This is a genomic window from Salinarimonas sp., from assembly GCF_046292825.1.
In the GTDB taxonomy this organism is placed as follows: domain Bacteria; phylum Pseudomonadota; class Alphaproteobacteria; order Rhizobiales; family Beijerinckiaceae; genus Salinarimonas.
This window is the reverse complement of the sequence record NZ_JBKBQG010000002.1, coordinates 72,912-88,617: the sequence shown is the minus strand read 5'-3', so window position 1 is coordinate 88,617 and position 15,706 is coordinate 72,912. Positions and strand designations below refer to the sequence as shown.

Sequence of the window (15,706 nt, the reverse complement as noted above, 5' to 3'; positions counted from 1 at the left end):
TCCTCAAGGCGTGGTCGTCTGGCGGGGGACGCCGAAGCGGACGATGGTGAGCCCGTTGCTCTCGGTCTCCTCGACCACGTCCTCGGCGGGGGAGGCGTCGGCGAGGCTGCGCAGGACGAGCGCGAGCTGGCCCGTGCGCTGCGCGAGCGTGAGCATCTCGGCCTGGGAGGGCGTCACCTCGAGCGTCGCGGTCTCTCCGTCGACGTAGGAATTGCCGCGCTCGTCGGTCTGGACGTTCTTGCCGATGGCGAGGACGCGGATGTTGCGCAGGATCGTCTGCGCGCTGTGCGAATCCCCGCCGCCTTCGTCGCGGACGGTGCGGATCACGTCGACCCGGTCGTTCGGCAGGACGAAGCCGCCGGCGGAGGTCGCGCCGCGCGTGTCGATCGAGATGGCGAGCGCCCGCATGCCCTGCGGCAGGATCGCCGACATGAAGCCGTTGCCGCCGCGGATCAGGCGCTCGGGCCGGATCGGCTCGCCGGCGAGGAGCGCGACCCGCGTCATGGCGCCGGCGGCGGTCTCGATGCCCTGATCGCTCGTGACGAGGCCCGCCGGGACGCTGTCCGCCGGCCAATCGAGCCAGCGCAGATCCTCCGATCGGAGCGTCTGCCCCATCGGGATGTCGACGGCGGCGACGAGAACGGGCGTCGTCTGCACCCGCGGCGCGGGGGCCACGTAGGCGACGGGCTCGGGCGTCGGCGGCGGCGGGGGCGCGCCCCGCGTCATCAGCATGGCGCCCAAACCGGCCGCGACCGCGATGCCAAGTACTAGGAGTTGTGCTCGCTTCATGGTTCCGAAGTCCGAACGCCACGTTTCCGGGTGGCTAGACTTCACCAGCGAATCGTCAACTTATGGTTAATCGAAGCTAATGGATCGCGACGGTGATCGCGGCTGCGTCCTTCAGCCGCCGAAAATCGCCGTCCAGACCGGCGTCTGCGGCAGAACGAACAGGGCACCGGCCGAGAGCGCGATGCCGTAGGGGACGCCGCTCCTCTTGTCCTGGAGCTTGTCGAGCCACGTCCACCCGCCGATCGTGATCGGCACCGGCAGGGCGCGCAGGGCCACGATCGCGAGGGTGAGCGCTCCGCCGGCGAGGCCGGCCGCCACCGCGAAGGTCAAAAGGTGGCTCCAGCCGATCCACAGCGCGATTGCGGCCGCGAGCTTCGCGTCGCCGCCGCCGATCAGCCGTGCGGCGAAGAGGCCGAAGCCGACGGCGAGCGCAGTCGCTCCGGCGGCGAGGTGCCAGCCGATCGCGTCGAGCGCGAGCCCCGATGACAGCGCGTAGACGGCGAAAGCCGCGACGAGCGCGAGGCTCACGCGGTTGGGGATCGTGTAGGTGAGAAGATCGTGGAGTGCGGCGTAGATCAGGAGGATCGCGCAGGCGCCGAGCGCCGCGGTCGACACGAGCACGAGCATGCGATCGTCCTTTCGATGAAGGCCGTCCGGCGCGCGCCGGACACGGCGGCGAGACGGCGTTATTGGATCCCGTTCTCGGCGATGCGCTCCGAGCGCTCGGTCAGATAGTCGCCGATCGCCTCGAAGGCGGGCTCGAAGGCTTCCTTCAGGGGCGGGAACGCGCCGAGGATGATGAGCGCCATGATGGCGGCGACGAGTCCGTACTCGATCGCGGTCGCGCCGCGGCGGCATCGGCGAAAGCGTCTCAGCATCCTCCGAGCTCCCTCTGTTCGCGACCGCGACGGGCCGGCCGGCGCCCGGGAGACGACCCGGGCGCCGAGCGGGGATCAGTTGTTGATCGTCGCGGCGGTGCCGGCGTTCGTCAGCTGGTTGCCGATGTTCTGGAAGGCGGCCTGCAGCGGACCGTCGAGGAACGAGAAGGCGGCGAGCAGGAGAACCGCCATGATGGCGGCGATCAGGCCGTACTCGATCGCGGTGGCACCGGACTCGTCCTTGACGAAACGATTGAAGAGGTTCTGCATCGGAATGCTCCTGTCTTTCCCTTCGACGCGCACCGACCGGCTGTTCTGCTTCCGGTGCCGGGCGGCGATGGGATGAACCTAGGCCGGCACCGGTTGCGAACCGGTTAAATTTTGGAATGATTTCGCGTCCGGAACGGACAATAACGCGGATGGTTAATCTTTCATTCTGCCTGTTTCACCGGGGAAACACTACGTAAATTTCTGTGCCGAAGTGAGAACGTGAAGGTACTTGTTGGTGAACGAGGGCTCAACACCCTGTTTCTTGCAGTCGCTGCTGTCGCAGAATGACGAGCGCGCGAGACCAGCACGGCATGTCGGCGCGGGTTCACGATGCCCGCTCGATTGAAGACGAGTGCGAATGGCGAAGTTCAAGATTTATTCACCATTTTCGGCTGTGCTGGCGCGGTGCGCGATGCGGTGGAGATCGTGTCGGCGCGCTGCAGCCGGTCTTTCGCGGGTGCCGGAGAGGACGACAGGGATGCGCATCATCACCATTGCCACGACGACGGCGCTCGCCGCTCTCGCCCTCGTGACGACGCCCTCGCTCGCGCAGGACGAGCGGATCGCCGCCGATCTGGGCGGCGAAGCGGTCGTCGAGGAGGCCGCGACCCCCGCGCCGCGGATCGTCGCGCTCACCCCGGAGCTCGAGGCGCGCCTCGCGGGCGAGGCGCCGCCGCCGCCCGCCGCGCCCTCGCAGGAGATGCTCACGGTGCTCCTCGATCACGCGAAGGTGATCCGGCTGCCGGAGCGCACCCAGACGGTGATCGTCGGCAATCCGTTCATCGCGGACGTGACCGTGCAGCGCAACGGCATCGTCGTGATCACCGGCAAGAGCTACGGCGCGACGAACCTCATCGCGCTCGACGGGCAGGGCCTCCTCCTCGCGGAGAGCATGGTCAGCGTGCAGGCGCCGACGGATTCGGTCGTCGTCGTCCAGCGCGGGCTCGCGCGCGAGACCTACAGCTGCACGCCCAATTGCCAACCCGCGTTGCGCCTGGGCGATTCCGAGCAGTTCTTCGGCGCCGTCGGGAACCAGGCGACGAACCGCAACAACCTCGCCACGCAGGGCCGCTGACGGGCGAGCGTCGCTGCCGCCCTCTCGACGCCCTCTCCCGGAAATCTAGGGAATCGCGCGCGCACGCGAGGCGACAGGGACGATTCGTGTCATCGGCGCACAAGAGCCCCGACTTTCGACGATCGCGGCAACCAAGGCGAAAGAGTCCATCGGTTAGAATTCGATCGATCGGATGAGGCCGAATGCCGTTCCGGCCACCAGCTGACGTCGAGGTCGACCCGTGCAGCCGCCGTGCTCGTCACCCGTGCCGTCCCCCGCCACGCGCCCTCCGCGCCGGGTGCGGCGCCTCGTCTTCCGCTTCTGGCGCGCCCGCGAGGGCGCCACCGCGATCGAGTTCGCCTTCGTCGCGCTGCCGTTCTTCGCGCTTCTGTTCGCCATCATCGAGACTGCGCTCGTCTTCTGGACGACGCAGGTGCTGGAGACGGCCGTCGCCGATTCCGCGCGCCAGATCTATACCGGCCAATTCGAGCAGCTGCATGGGAACTCCTCGCCCGAGGTGCGCGCGGCCGCCTTCCGGGAGCTGGTCTGCAGCCGTGTCGTCGCGCTCGTCGATTGCCGCAGGACGCTCCAGGTGACCGTGCGGGAGGTCGAGGCCTTCACCGCGAATTTCGGTGTGATCCTCGACGAAGACGGCAATCTCGATCCTGCGGAGTCGCGGGTCGAGCGGACGCGGACCGGCGAGATCGTGATCGTGCGCGCGGCGCTGCTCTATCCGATGTTCTTCATGGAATCCTTCGGCGCGGCGCTCGCCGGCGTCACGGATCGGCCGCGCAGCAACGGGCGCCTGATCGTCGCCTCCGCCGCGTTCCGCAACGAGCCGTTCTGAGGAGGAGACCGATGTCGTCCGCGCACGCCCCCTCCCGACGCGAGCGCCGCGCGCGGCTGCCCGCCTGCCTCGCCCGCTTCCGGCGCGCGCGATCGGGGGTCGCCGCGATCGAGTTCGCGCTCGTGCTCCCGGTCATGCTTCTCCTGTGGTTCGGCATGGTCGAGGTGACCGTCGCGCTCAACCTCGATCGCAAGGTGACGATCCTCTCGCGCACCGTCGCCGACCTCGTCGGCCGCGAGACCACGACCGACGCGCGCCGCCTCGGCGAGATCTTCGATGCGGCGACCGCCGTCATGGTGCCGTTCGAGCATCGCAACGTCGAGATCGTCGTGACCAGCGTGTTCGTCAGCCGCAATTCGGAGAACGCGATCGTCGGCCGGGTGTGCTGGAGCAGGACGCGTCCGGTCGCGGGCTCCACGCGCTTGGCGCACCGGGCCGGCGACCCGATGCCCGTTCCCACCGGTTTCGATCACCCCGGCAGCTCCTTCATCGTGGCCGAGGTGTTCGCGCCCTATCGCCCCTCCGTCGGCAGCGGCGTCGTGGGCGAGATCACGCTCTCGGAGCGGACCGCCTGGCCGGTGCGGAACGCGCCGCAGGTGACCTTCGAGACGCTCGCCTGCCCCACCTGAGGGGCCGAGCCTCACCGCGTCCCGAACATCCTGTCGCCAGCGTCGCCGAGACCCGGCACGATGTAGCCGTGGTCGTTGAGGCGCTCGTCGACCGCGGCCGTCCAGATCCGGACGTCGGGATGCGCCTCGTGCAGGCGCGCGATCCCCTCCGGCGCGGCGAGCAGGCAGACGAAGCGCAGGTCGCGCGCGCCGCGCTGCTTGAGGCGCTCGATCGCGGCCACCGCGGAATTGGCGGTCGCCAGCATCGGATCGAGCACCATGATCAACCGGTCGGCGAGGTCGGAAGGCGCCTTGAAGTAATATTCGACCGCCTGCAGCGTCTCCGGATCGCGATAGAGGCCGATATGGGCCACGCGGGCGGAGGGCACGAGTTCGAGCATGCCGTCGAGAAACCCGACGCCCGCCCGCAGGATCGGCGCGAAGACGAGCTTCTTGCCGGCGATCTGCGGCGCCTTCATCGGCGCGAGCGGCGTCTCGATCTCGACGTGCTCGATCGGCAGGTCGCGCGTGACCTCGTAGCAGAGCAGCATCCCGATCTCGTTCAGCAATTGCCGAAAGCCCTTCGTGGAGCGCGTCTTGTCGCGCATCAGGCTAAGCTTGTGCTGGACGAGCGGGTGATCGACGACGGTGACGCCCTGCATGGCCTGTTTCCTCGCTCACTGGAGGGCGAGCGGTCGACGCGCCGCCCGGCTCCGGATCCTGCCCGAGATCTAGCCCAAGCCGAGCCCCGAGGAAACGGCGGAGCGCCGTTCACGTGCGGGTCAGGTGACATGGTCCACACGAACGGACGAGGCGCAAGGACGGAACCGGCGGCAACTACCTGCCCGGTCCGGCGTTGCGCCCCCGAAACGGGCGACGCCATCCACGCGTCGCCATCCGTAACGCGAGTGAGGAGGTCATCATGACAGGACTCGCAACTGCCCTCCCGAGAGCCGTCCTGAGAGACGCCGTCACGGGTCTCGCCCGCCGGGCGATCGTCGTCGTCGGCGCTCTGTTCCTCGGCATCGCCGCCGCGGCCGCGCAGCCGGCGACGGTGACGAGCGATCTGAACCTGCGTACGGGCCCCGGCACGAATTTCGCCGTCATCCTCTCGATGCCGCGGGGCTCGCGCGTCGACATTCTCGATTGCCGCGGCACGTGGTGCCAAGTCGATTTCCGCGGGCGCGTCGGCTGGGCGAGCGCGAATTTCCTCGCCACCGGCCAGGCGGTCCGCCCCGAGCCGCCGCGCGCCGTGCCGATCCCCATTCCGATCCCGATCCCCGGCTTCACGCCGCCGGGCCTGGAGCGCGAGCGCGATTGGGGTCGCGGCCGTGATCGCGCCGGGCGCTGCCGGGCGGATCGGGCGGAGTTCATCATCGGCCGCCGCGCGACCGACAGCCGGCTCGAGCAGGCGCTCGACGCCTCGCGGGCGCGCACGCTGCGCGTCGAGGAGCCGGGCCGCTTCTATACGCAGGAGTTCCGGCCCGATCGCCTGACGGTCTCGGTCGACCGTCGCCGGATCGTCGTCGACGTCGAGTGCCGTTGATCCGATCGGCCGGTCGCGAAGACCGAGCGCCCGGTCCGCCCTGCGGGCCGGGCGCTCTCGCGTCGGGGGTTCGCCCTCAAGCGGCGCGCTCGCTCGGCGGGGCTGGCTCGACCAAGGGGATCGCGAGCGCGAAGGACACCCCCTCCCGCTCGAAGCGCATGTCGATCTCCCCCTCGAGCTGGCCGCCGAGCATGTGGCGCAGGAGGCGCGTGCCGAAGCCCTGGCGCGTCGGCGGCCCGCCCACGGGAGGCCCGCCGCGCTCCGTCCAGTCGAAGCGCAGGAGGCGGCGCCCGGCGCGCGAATCGATCGCCCAGGCGACGGTCAGGCTGCCCGTGGGCGTCGACAGTGCGCCGTATTTGGCCGCGTTCGTCGTCAGCTCGTGGATCGCCATCCCGAGCGAGAGCGCGACGTCGGAGGGCAGCGCGAGGTCCGGACCGTCGATGCGCACCCGCGGCGCCCCCTCGACGTCGTGCGCGTAGGGCGAGAGCTCCGTCTCCAGGAGATCGCGCAGCCGGATCACGCCCCAGGCGTTCTCGGTGAGCAGCGTGTGCGTGCGCGCGAGCGAGATGATCCGCGCGTTGAAGGCCTCGCGGAAGGCGGCGACGTCGGTCGCGGTACGCGCGGTGGCGTTCGCGATCGCCTGCACGGTCGCGAGCGAGTTCTTCACCCGATGGTGGAGTTCGCGGACCATGAGCGCCTGGCGCTCTTCGGCCCGCTTGCGATCGGTGATGTCGCTCGCCACGCAGACGAGACCGGTGACGCGCCCGCGCGCGTCGCGCATCGGCGTCTTCGAGACGAGGAAGGTGCGGCGATGCTCGCCCGGCGGCACGACGTCCTCCTCGACGACCCGCGGCACGCCCTCGCCGATCACGGCCATGTCGGCGCCGAAGGCCGCGAGCCCCGCCTCGGCGGCGGCGGGCCCGCGGCCGATATCGCCGACGAGGGCCTCCGCGTCCGCGCCGACGAGCCGGCCGAGCGCCGGATTGGCGAAGACGAACCGGCCTTGCCCGTCGCGCACCCAGATCGGATCGGGCGTCGTCTCGCCGATGATGCGCAGGAGGTCGACCGCGCGCCGCAGCTCCTCCTCCGCGCGGCGCTCGTCGGTTACGTCGAGATGCACGCCGATGAAGCGCCGGGCGCGCCCCCTCTCGTCGCGCTGCACGAGCGCGCGCGAGGCGACGAAGCGGATCTCCCCGCTCGGCCGCACCAGCCGATACACCACCCGGTAGGGCGCCGCGCCGACGATGGCGGCCTCGAAGGCGGAGGCGATCTCGTCGCGGTCCTCCGGCAGCACGAATTGCAGCCAATCCGCGTGCAGGCCGAGCGTCTCGGGGGCGACGCCGAAGATCTCGGCGGTGCGCGGCGAGACGATGCAGCGGCCCGACGCGAGATCGACCTCCCAGGAGCCGAGGCGGCCGGCGGCGACGGCGAGCCTCAGCCGCTCCTCGCTCTCGCGCAGATCCCCCGTCGCCCGCTCGCGGGCGGTGACGTCGACGCCCGAGGCCACGATCCGGTGCACCGCGCCGCGCTCGTCGCGCAGACCCGCCACCTGCACGTCGAGGACCATGCGTCGGCCGTCGGGGCGGGCGATGTCGAGGTCGAAGCGCGAGGAGACGCCCTCGCGGGCGCGCTCGACCGCCTGCATCACGAGCGCGGCGCTCGCGGGCGCCTCGGAGAAGGGCGGCACCTCCCAGGCGCGGCACCCGATCAGCGCGCCGCGGGCGAGGCCCATCGCCCGCAACGGGGTGCGGTTCACCTCGACGAGGGTGCCGTCGACCTCCATCACGGCGACGACCGCGAACAGATTGTCGAGCACCACGCGCAGGCGCCGCTCGCTCGCGCCGAGCTCGGCCGCGCGCAGCGCGAGCGCGTCGGCGGCGGCGACGAGCGTGTCGCCGACCGCGTTCGCCTCCCGCACGCGCGACACCAGCGGCTCCGGCCGCCGCCCGCTCCCCACCGCGCGCGCCATCGTCTCGAGCCGCCCGATCGCGTCCGCCGCGCGCCGGCCGAAGACGATCGCCATCCCGCTCGCGATGGCGAAGAGCCCGAGGCCGAGGGCCGAGAGCGCGAGCAGCATCCGCGTGCCCTGCGCCCGCGCGCTCGCCTGCGGGATCGTCGCGAGCACCGTCCAGTCCGACAGCACGGTGCGGGCGTGGCCGGCGAGCATCGGATCGCCTCGGGCGTCGGTCTTCGTGAAATGGCCTGCGCCCGCGGCGGTCAGCGCGCCGAGACCCGGCTCTGCGCGCGCGCCGACGACGCGCTCGTGATCGCGGCTGCTCGACACGGCGAGGCCGCGCCGGTCGTAGACGAGATGCGTGAAATCGGTGTCGCCGATCGGGGGCAGCACGCGCCGGGCGGGGATCGCGATCGAGACGAGGAGCGGCACGCCCTCGCCGATCGACGCGCGCGCGCTCACCGCGACGAGCGGCTCGCCGGCCTGCGGCTCGATCAGGTCGGAGACCGGGGAGCCGCCCGGCGAGAGGCGCTCCCAGGCGAAGGCGGGATCGGGCGTCGCGCCGTCGGCCTGCGCGGCGGCGCGGGTGTCGACGAGCCGGCGGCCGTCGGAATCGGTCACGACGACGTCCGCCTCGTCCTGGCGCAGCACGGCGCGGGCGCGCGCGGCGAAGGCGTCGAGTTCTCCGCCCGCCAGCGCGGGGTCGGTCGCGAAGGCGCGCGCGGCGGCGGCGAGGCCGGCGAGCTCGGCGTCGATCGCCGCCGCCGTTTCGACGGCGCGGGTCGTCGCGGTGCGCTCGTAGCGCGCCCGCTCGCCGCTCGCGACCTGGGCCATCAGGATCGCGATGAAGAGGAAGGCGGGAACGACGAGGGCGGAAGCGAACAGCGCGAGATGCCAGACGAGCGATCGACCGGGCCGCGCGTCGGTCTCTGGCGGGGCGCTGGCGGCGCGCGCGTGATTCGCCGCCCCGCGCCCTGCTTCGGACCGCTCGACCCCCGCCTCTGCCGGGCCCTTCGCCTGCACCGTGTCTCCTCTCGCCCGCACGAGCTCGCAGCCGTTCCGCGGAAGTCTGGAGAAGCCCCGCTCGCTTGGCAACCGCCGTCGGCGCCGACGAACCCGCGAACGCCGCCTCCCGACCCGCGCCGGGGAGGGGCTTTACTCAGAAAGTAGGGTCTTGTTTGCGGCGCCGCACTCGGTACAAATAGGCGCAAGCGGGCGCCGACCACCCCCGAGAGGGATCGGAGCGCGCAAAAAGAACGGAAAGAACGCGGAAAAATCCGCGCTTCCGGAGAGGAACGCCGAACCCGTGCCGTCCGCCTCGCGCGTGCGGCCGGGCGCCACAGGGAGGAGAACGCCTTGACGACGGCTGCCGCCGCGAACGAGGACACGTTTCCGAAGCTGATCGCGCGCAACGCGCGCATCCGCCCGGGCCGCACCGCATTCCGCCACAAGGATCTCGGCATTTGGCAGTCCTGGACCTGGGCCGAGGTGCACGAGGCCGTGCGCGGCTTCGCGGCCGGCCTGCACGGGCTTGGCGTGCGCCGCGGCGACAAGATCGCCATCGTCGGCTCGAACCGGCCGAAGCTCTATTGGGCGATGGCGGCGGCGCAATGGCTCGGCGCGGTCCCGATCCCGGTCTATGCCGATTCGGTCGCCGAGGAGATGGCCTACGTCCTCTCCCATGCGGAAGTCGTGCTCGCGGTCGTCGAGGACCAGGAGCAGGTGGACAAGCTCCTGTCGATCTCCGATCGGGTGCCGAGCCTGTCGCACATTCTCTATGACGAAGAGCGGGGCCTGCGCGATTACGACCATACGCGCCTCCACCCGCTCGCGGCCTTCATCGCGGAGGGGCGCCGGCGCCTCGACGCGGACAAAGATCTCGCCGCGCTCATCGGCCGCTCGCTCGCCGACGCCAAGCCCGAGGATCTCGCGATCATCCTCTACACGTCCGGGACGACGGGGCGGCCGAAGGGCGTGATGCTCACCTTCGAGAACGTGCTCGCCGCGGCCAAGATGGGCTGCGATTTCGACCGGCTCGACGAGACGGACGAGATCATCGCCTATCTGCCGCTCGCCTGGGTCGGCGACCACATCTTCTCCTACGCTCAGGCGATCCTCGCGGGGCTCTGCGTCAATTGCCCCGAGAGCCCCGAGACCGTGGTGGAGGATCGCCGCGAGATCGGCACCACCTACGCCTTCGCGCCGCCGCGCGTCTTCGAGAACATGCTCACGTTGACCATGGTGCGCATGGAGGATGCGGGCCGGCTCAAGCGGGCGATGTTCAGGTATTTCATCGACCATGCCGGAAAGGTCGGCGAGAAGATCCTCAACAAGGAGCCCGTGGGCCTCCTCGACCGGATCCTCTACCGGCTCGGCGACGTGATGGTCTACGGGCCGCTGCGCAACCGCTTCGGACTGACCGACATCAAGGTGGGCTACACGGCGGGGGAGGCGATCGGGCCGGAGATCTTCCGCTTCTACCGCTCGATCGGCGTCAATCTCAAGCAGCTCTACGGCCAGACGGAGGCCTCCGTCTACGTCACCATGCAGCCCGACGGCGAGATCCACGCCGACACGGTCGGGCGGCCGGTGCCGGGGGTCGAGATCAAGATCGACGACAATGGCGAGGTGCTGTTCCGCTCGCCGGGCGTCTTCCAGGCCTATTACAAGGACCCCGAGAAGACCGCCGAGACCAAGACGCCGGACGGCTTCGTCCGCTCGGGCGATGCCGGCTTCTTCGACGCCAACGGGCATCTGAAGATCATCGACCGCGCCAAGGACGTCGGCAAGCTGAACGACGGCTCGCTGTTCCCGCCGAAATACGTCGAGAACAAGCTCAAGTTCTACCCGAACATCAAGGAAGCCGTCGCCTTCGGCCATGCGCGCGACTACGTGACGGTGTTCGTCAATATCGACCTGACCGCGGTCGGCAATTGGGCCGAGCGCAACAACGTCATCTACGCCTCCTATCAGGAACTGGCGCAGAACCCGCAGGTCTACGAGATGATCGCCAAGCACGTCGACGAGGTGAACCGCTCGCTCGCCGCCGAGCCGCGCATGGCGGGGGCGCAGATCAAGCGTTTCCTCATCCTGCACAAGGAGCTCGACGCGGACGACGGCGAGCTCACCCGCACTCAGAAGGTGCGCCGCGGCTTCATCGCCGAGCGCTACCAGCCGCTCGTCGACGCGCTCTACGACGGCTCGTCGGAAGCCGACATCCGCACCGAGGTGACCTTCGAGGACGGGCGCAAGGGCGTCATCGCCGCGCGCGTCAAGATCCGCGACATGCAGACCTACGGCGCCAAGGCGCCCGCGATGGAGAAGGCCGCATGAGCGCCGAGACCGCCCACAGCTTCGCCGCCGCGCCGGCGCCGGCCGCCGCCGCCGAGCCGCGATCGGCCGCGAGCGCCGAGCCCCAGCGCGCGACGCGCGGCGGCGAGGTCCTGCTCGCCGCCGAGGAGGTCTCGCTGCAATTCGGCGGCGTGAAGGCGCTGACCGACGTCTCCTTCGACATCCGCAAGGGCGAGATCCGCGCGATCATCGGCCCGAACGGCGCCGGCAAGACGTCGATGCTCAATTGCATCAACGGCTTCTACCACCCGACCAAGGGGCGCATCACCTTCAAGGGCGAGACGCGGCGCAAGATGCGCCCGCACGAGGCCGCGGCGGGCGGCATCGCGCGCACCTTCCAGAACGTCGCGCTCTTCAAGGGCATGTCGACGCTCGACAACATCATGACCGGCCGCTCGCTGATGATGAGGTCGAACTTCTTCTGGCAGCTCCTGCGCTACGGCCCGGCGATGAACGAAGAGGTCGAGCACCGCAAGAAGGTCGAGGACATCATCGACTTCCTGCAGATCCAGCACATCCGCAAGACGCCGGTCGGCAAGCTGCCCTACGGCCTGCAGAAGCGCGTCGAGCTCGGCCGCGCGCTCGCGATGGAGCCCGAGCTCCTGCTCCTCGACGAGCCGATGGCGGGCATGAACCTCGAGGAGAAGGAGGACATGAGCCGCTTCATCCTCGACGTGAACCAGGAATTCGGCACCACGATCGCGCTCATCGAGCACGACATGGGCGTCGTCATGGACCTCTCCGACCGCGTCGTCGTGCTCGAATACGGGCGCAAGATCGCCGACGGCACCCCCGACGAAGTCAAACGCGACCAGAAGGTCATCGACGCCTATCTCGGCGTGCCGCACTGACGAGGCGAATGCGACATGGACGTGTTCTACGAAGTTTTCGTCTCGCCCTTCGTCTTCATGGCGGACGCGCCGGACCTCCTCGTCCAGACGCTCTGGGAGGGGTTCGTCACCGGCATCCTCTACGCGCTGATCGCGCTCGGCTTCGTCCTGATCTTCAAGGCGTCGGGCGTGTTCAACTTCGCGCAGGGCATCATGGTGGTGTTCGCCGCGCTCACGCTCGTCGGCCTGCATTCGCGCGGCGTGCCGGCGATCCTCGCGCTCGCGATGGCGATCGCGGTGATGTTCGCGCTCGCGGTCGCCGTCGAGCGGATCGTGCTGCGCCCGCTCGTCAACCAGCCCGACATCATCCTGTTCATGGCGACCTTCGGGCTGACCTATTTCCTCATCGGCTTCGGCGAGCTCATCTTCGGCGGCGCGCCCAAGGTGATGATCACGCGCGAATTGATGCTGCCCGAGGGCGCGACGAATTTCGATCTCGCCGGCGGATTCGTGCGCATCCAGCACATCGACATCGCCGCCGCGATCATCGCCTCGGTGATGATCGGAACGCTCGCGATCTTCTTCTCGAAGACGCGCATCGGGCGGGCGCTGCGCGCGGTCGCCGACAGCCACAAGGCGGCGCTCTCGGTCGGCATCTCGCTCAACCAGATCTGGGTGATCGTCTGGTTCGCGGCGGGCATCGTCGCGCTCGTGACCGGCATCATGTGGGGCGCGCGCTCGGACGTGTCCTTCGCGCTCCAGATCATCGCGCTGAAAGCCCTGCCGGTGCTCATCCTCGGCGGCTTCACCTCGATCCCGGGCGCCATCGTCGGCGGGCTGATCATCGGCATCGGCGAGAAGCTCGGCGAGTTCTATTGGGGTCCGATCCTCGGCGGCGGCATCGAGACCTGGTTCGCCTACGTCATCGCGCTGATCTTCCTCCTGTTCCGGCCCCAGGGCCTGTTTGGCGAGAAGATCATCGAGCGCGTCTAGCGACGAGCCCCGCCCCCGAGACCGAGAAGCGCCCCCCTTCGAGAGGATCAGACCGTGCTCTACCGCGAGGCAGGCCAGTACAAGACCAGCTACCAGGCCGATATGGCGGTGTTCCCGCTCAAGCAGGACCGCATCGGCATCCTGATCATCATCGCGATCGCCTATTCGTTCGGCTTCTTCGGCTCGAACTTCCTCCTGAACGCGGTGCTGATCCCGTTCCTGATCTTCTCGCTCGCGGCGATCGGGCTCAACATCCTCGTCGGCTATGCGGGCCTCCTGTCGCTCGGCACGGGCGCCTTCATGGGGGTCGGCGCCTATGCCTGCTACAAGCTGATGACGATCTTCCCCGAGGTGAACGTCATCGTCTGGATCCTCGTCTCGGGCCTGTTCTCGGCGGCGATCGGCGTGTTCTTCGGGCTGCCGTCCCTGCGCATCAAGGGCTTCTACCTCGCGGTGGCGACGCTCGCGGCGCAGTTCTTCCTGCAATGGACCTTCAACCGCGTGCCGTGGCTGTACAATTACAACGTCTCGGGCGCCATCGAGGCGCCGCGGCGCACGCTGTTCGACGTGCCGATCGTCGGCCCGACGGCGACGCCGGAGGCGCGCTATTTCGTCGTCCTCACCCTGGTTATCGTGCTCACCTGGTTCGCCTCGAACCTCGTGCACGGGCGGCTCGGGCGGCAATGGATGGCGATCCGCGACATGGACATCGCCGCCGAGCTGATCGGCATCAAGATGCTGCAGGCCAAGCTCCTGGCCTTCGCCGTGTCGTCCTATTTCGTCGGCGTGGCCGGCGCGATGATGGTCTTCCTGTGGTACGGCGGCGCCGAGTACAACGTCTTCAACATCGACCAATCGTTCTTCATCCTGTTCATGATCATCATCGGCGGGCTCGGGTCGATCATCGGATCGTTCTTCGGCGCCGCCCTGATCTTCATGCTGCCGATCGGGCTCGGAATCGTGCTGCCGGCGCTCGCCGCGCCGTTCGGCCTGTCGGTGAGCGCCGCGACGATCGAGCATCTGCGCTTCATGATCACCGGCGCCTTGATCATCTTCTTCCTGATCGTCGAGCCGCACGGATTGGCGCGGCTCTGGCAGATCGCGAAGCAGAAGCTCCGCGTCTGGCCGTTCCCCTATTGAGGACCGGGCGGGCGACGGAGACCGGAGGAGAGTGGGAACGGGCGAAATCGCCCGCAATGCTCTAGTGTGGGAGGAGACAAACAGATGTCGCTACACAAATGGACCATCGGCGCCGTCGCCGCGGCCGTCCTCGCCTCGGGCGCGGCGGTCGTTCCGGCGAGCGCCCAGGAGGGCATCTTCGTGCCGCTCCTGACCTACCGCACCGGCGCCTTCGCGGGCTCGGGCATCCCGATCGCCGACGGCATGCACGACTATCTGCGCATGCTCAACGAGCGCGACGGCGGCATCGGCGGCGTGCGTCTGATCATCGAGGAATGCGAGACGGGCTACGACACGACCCGCGGCGTGGAATGCTACGAGGCGGTGCGCGGCCGCAACCCGGTCGTCGTCAACCCCTACTCGACGGGCATCACGCTGCAGCTGATCCCGCGCGCGGCGGTCGACCAGATCCCCGTCCTGTCGATGGCCTACGGCCTCTCGGCGGCGGCGGACGGCCGGGTCTTCCCCTGGGTCTTCAACCCGCCGCTGACCTATTGGGACGGCGCCTCGGTCTTCATCAAGCACGTCGCCGAGCAGGAAGGCGGCTTCGAGAACCTGCAGGGCAAGACCATCGGCCTCCTGCATCTCGACGCGCCCTACGGCCGCGAGCCGATCCCGGTGCTCGAGGCGCTCGCCGAGGAGCACGGCTTCCGCCTGCGGCTCTACCCGGTCGCCGCGCAGGACATGCAGAACCAGGGCTCGGTGTGGCTCAACATCCGCCGCGACCGCCCCGATTGGATCTACCTCCAGGGCTGGGGCGCGATGAACCCCACCGCGGTGCGCGAGGCGATCCGCACCGGCTTCCCGATCGATCGCATGATCGGCGTGTGGTGGGCCGGCGGCGACGAGGACGCGCGTGCCGGCGGCGCCCAGGCCCGCGGCTACAAGGCGCTCAACTTCCACGGCACGGGCGCCGACTTCCCCGTGATCCAGGACATCATCACGCATGTCCACGACAAGGGCCTGTCGCAATTCCCGCGCGAGCGCGTCGGCGACAACCTCTACAATCGCGGCATCTACAACTCGATGCTCGTCGCCGAGGCGATCCGCACCGCGCAGGAGATCACCGGCCGCGCCCAGGTGACGGGCGCCGACGTGCGGCTCGGCTTCGAGGCGATGAACATCACCGAGGAGCGCCTGGCCGAGATGGGCATGGAGGGCTTCGCCGCCCCCCTGAGCCTCTCCTGCGAGGATCACTCGGGCCACCACCAGGTGTATCTCGCCGAGTGGGACGGGGAGCGGTGGACGCAAGGGTCGGACTGGATGGACCCGATGGTCGATCGCGTCCGTCCGCTGATCGAGGAGGCCGCGCGCAACTACGCCGCCGCCAATACCGGCTGGCCGGAGCGCACCGAGGCCTGCCCCGAGTGAGGCGCGTCCTCGCTTGAGACGACGCGGCCCCGCCCG

General features: G+C 69.5%; 15 protein-coding genes. 9 read left to right on the top strand and 6 right to left on the bottom strand.

The window, feature by feature from the left end:
- Nucleotides 1-3: 3 nt before the first annotated feature.
- The 4 genes from cpaB to ACK4UM_RS02155 all read right to left on the bottom strand — a co-directional run bounded on the left by cpaB (nt 4) and on the right by ACK4UM_RS02155 (nt 1,937).
- Entirely contained in the window at nt 4-789 is a 786-nt protein-coding gene (gene cpaB / locus ACK4UM_RS02170) for a Flp pilus assembly protein CpaB (RefSeq protein ID WP_409794953.1), read from the bottom strand.
- Nucleotides 790-900: 111 nt separating this feature from the next.
- On the bottom strand, nt 901-1,416 hold the full coding sequence (locus ACK4UM_RS02165) for a prepilin peptidase (protein WP_409794949.1): 516 nt from the start codon (nt 1,414-1,416) through the stop codon (nt 901-903).
- Between the two features lie 59 nt (nt 1,417-1,475).
- Entirely contained in the window at nt 1,476-1,667 is a 192-nt protein-coding gene (locus tag ACK4UM_RS02160) for a Flp family type IVb pilin (RefSeq protein WP_409794946.1), read from the bottom strand.
- Between the two features lie 75 nt (nt 1,668-1,742).
- On the bottom strand, nt 1,743-1,937 hold the full coding sequence (locus tag ACK4UM_RS02155; protein ID WP_409794943.1) for a Flp family type IVb pilin: 195 nt from the start codon (nt 1,935-1,937) through the stop codon (nt 1,743-1,745).
- A 622-nt stretch (nt 1,938-2,559) separates the two neighbouring features.
- Between ACK4UM_RS02155 and ACK4UM_RS02150 the strand changes: the two genes are divergently transcribed.
- The 3 genes from ACK4UM_RS02150 to ACK4UM_RS02140 all read left to right on the top strand — a co-directional run bounded on the left by ACK4UM_RS02150 (nt 2,560) and on the right by ACK4UM_RS02140 (nt 4,467).
- Nucleotides 2,560-3,012, top strand: coding sequence for a pilus assembly protein N-terminal domain-containing protein (locus tag ACK4UM_RS02150; RefSeq protein ID WP_409795162.1), 453 nt, complete (start codon nt 2,560-2,562; stop codon nt 3,010-3,012).
- 244 nt (nt 3,013-3,256) lie between these two features.
- Nucleotides 3,257-3,838, top strand: a complete 582-nt coding sequence (locus ACK4UM_RS02145) for a TadE/TadG family type IV pilus assembly protein (protein ID WP_409794941.1) — start codon at nt 3,257-3,259, stop codon at nt 3,836-3,838.
- 11 nt (nt 3,839-3,849) lie between these two features.
- Entirely contained in the window at nt 3,850-4,467 is a 618-nt protein-coding gene (locus ACK4UM_RS02140; protein WP_409794938.1) for a TadE/TadG family type IV pilus assembly protein, read from the top strand.
- Nucleotides 4,468-4,478: 11 nt separating this feature from the next.
- Here ACK4UM_RS02140 and upp read toward each other — a convergent pair whose 3' ends face one another.
- Nucleotides 4,479-5,108, bottom strand: a complete 630-nt coding sequence (gene upp, locus ACK4UM_RS02135) for a uracil phosphoribosyltransferase (protein ID WP_409794935.1) — start codon at nt 5,106-5,108, stop codon at nt 4,479-4,481.
- Between the two features lie 260 nt (nt 5,109-5,368).
- Here upp and ACK4UM_RS02130 point away from each other — a divergent pair, with 260 nt between their 5' ends.
- A complete protein-coding gene (locus tag ACK4UM_RS02130) occupies nt 5,369-5,992 on the top strand; it encodes an I78 family peptidase inhibitor (RefSeq protein WP_409794932.1) in 624 nt (207 codons plus the stop codon).
- A 76-nt stretch (nt 5,993-6,068) separates the two neighbouring features.
- Here ACK4UM_RS02130 and ACK4UM_RS02125 read toward each other — a convergent pair whose 3' ends face one another.
- Entirely contained in the window at nt 6,069-8,969 is a 2,901-nt protein-coding gene (locus ACK4UM_RS02125) for a PAS domain S-box protein (RefSeq protein WP_409794930.1), read from the bottom strand.
- Nucleotides 8,970-9,302: 333 nt separating this feature from the next.
- Between ACK4UM_RS02125 and ACK4UM_RS02120 the strand changes: the two genes are divergently transcribed.
- The 5 genes from ACK4UM_RS02120 to ACK4UM_RS02100 all read left to right on the top strand — a co-directional run bounded on the left by ACK4UM_RS02120 (nt 9,303) and on the right by ACK4UM_RS02100 (nt 15,670).
- Nucleotides 9,303-11,279 (top strand): AMP-dependent synthetase/ligase, encoded by a 1,977-nt coding sequence (locus ACK4UM_RS02120; RefSeq protein WP_409794927.1) that lies wholly within the window; start codon nt 9,303-9,305, stop codon nt 11,277-11,279.
- On the top strand, nt 11,276-12,148 hold the full coding sequence (locus tag ACK4UM_RS02115) for an ABC transporter ATP-binding protein (RefSeq protein WP_409794924.1): 873 nt from the start codon (nt 11,276-11,278) through the stop codon (nt 12,146-12,148). The genes ACK4UM_RS02120 and ACK4UM_RS02115 overlap by 4 nt, the downstream gene beginning before the upstream one ends.
- Nucleotides 12,149-12,163: 15 nt before the next feature.
- Nucleotides 12,164-13,120 (top strand): branched-chain amino acid ABC transporter permease, encoded by a 957-nt coding sequence (locus ACK4UM_RS02110; protein WP_409794922.1) that lies wholly within the window; start codon nt 12,164-12,166, stop codon nt 13,118-13,120.
- A 54-nt stretch (nt 13,121-13,174) separates the two neighbouring features.
- A complete protein-coding gene (locus ACK4UM_RS02105; RefSeq protein WP_409794919.1) occupies nt 13,175-14,260 on the top strand; it encodes a branched-chain amino acid ABC transporter permease in 1,086 nt (361 codons plus the stop codon).
- Between the two features lie 84 nt (nt 14,261-14,344).
- Nucleotides 14,345-15,670 carry an ABC transporter substrate-binding protein gene (locus ACK4UM_RS02100; protein WP_409794916.1) on the top strand — a complete coding sequence of 442 codons (1,326 nt, stop codon included), beginning with the start codon at nt 14,345-14,347 and terminating at the stop codon, nt 15,668-15,670.
- Nucleotides 15,671-15,706 lie beyond the last annotated feature (36 nt).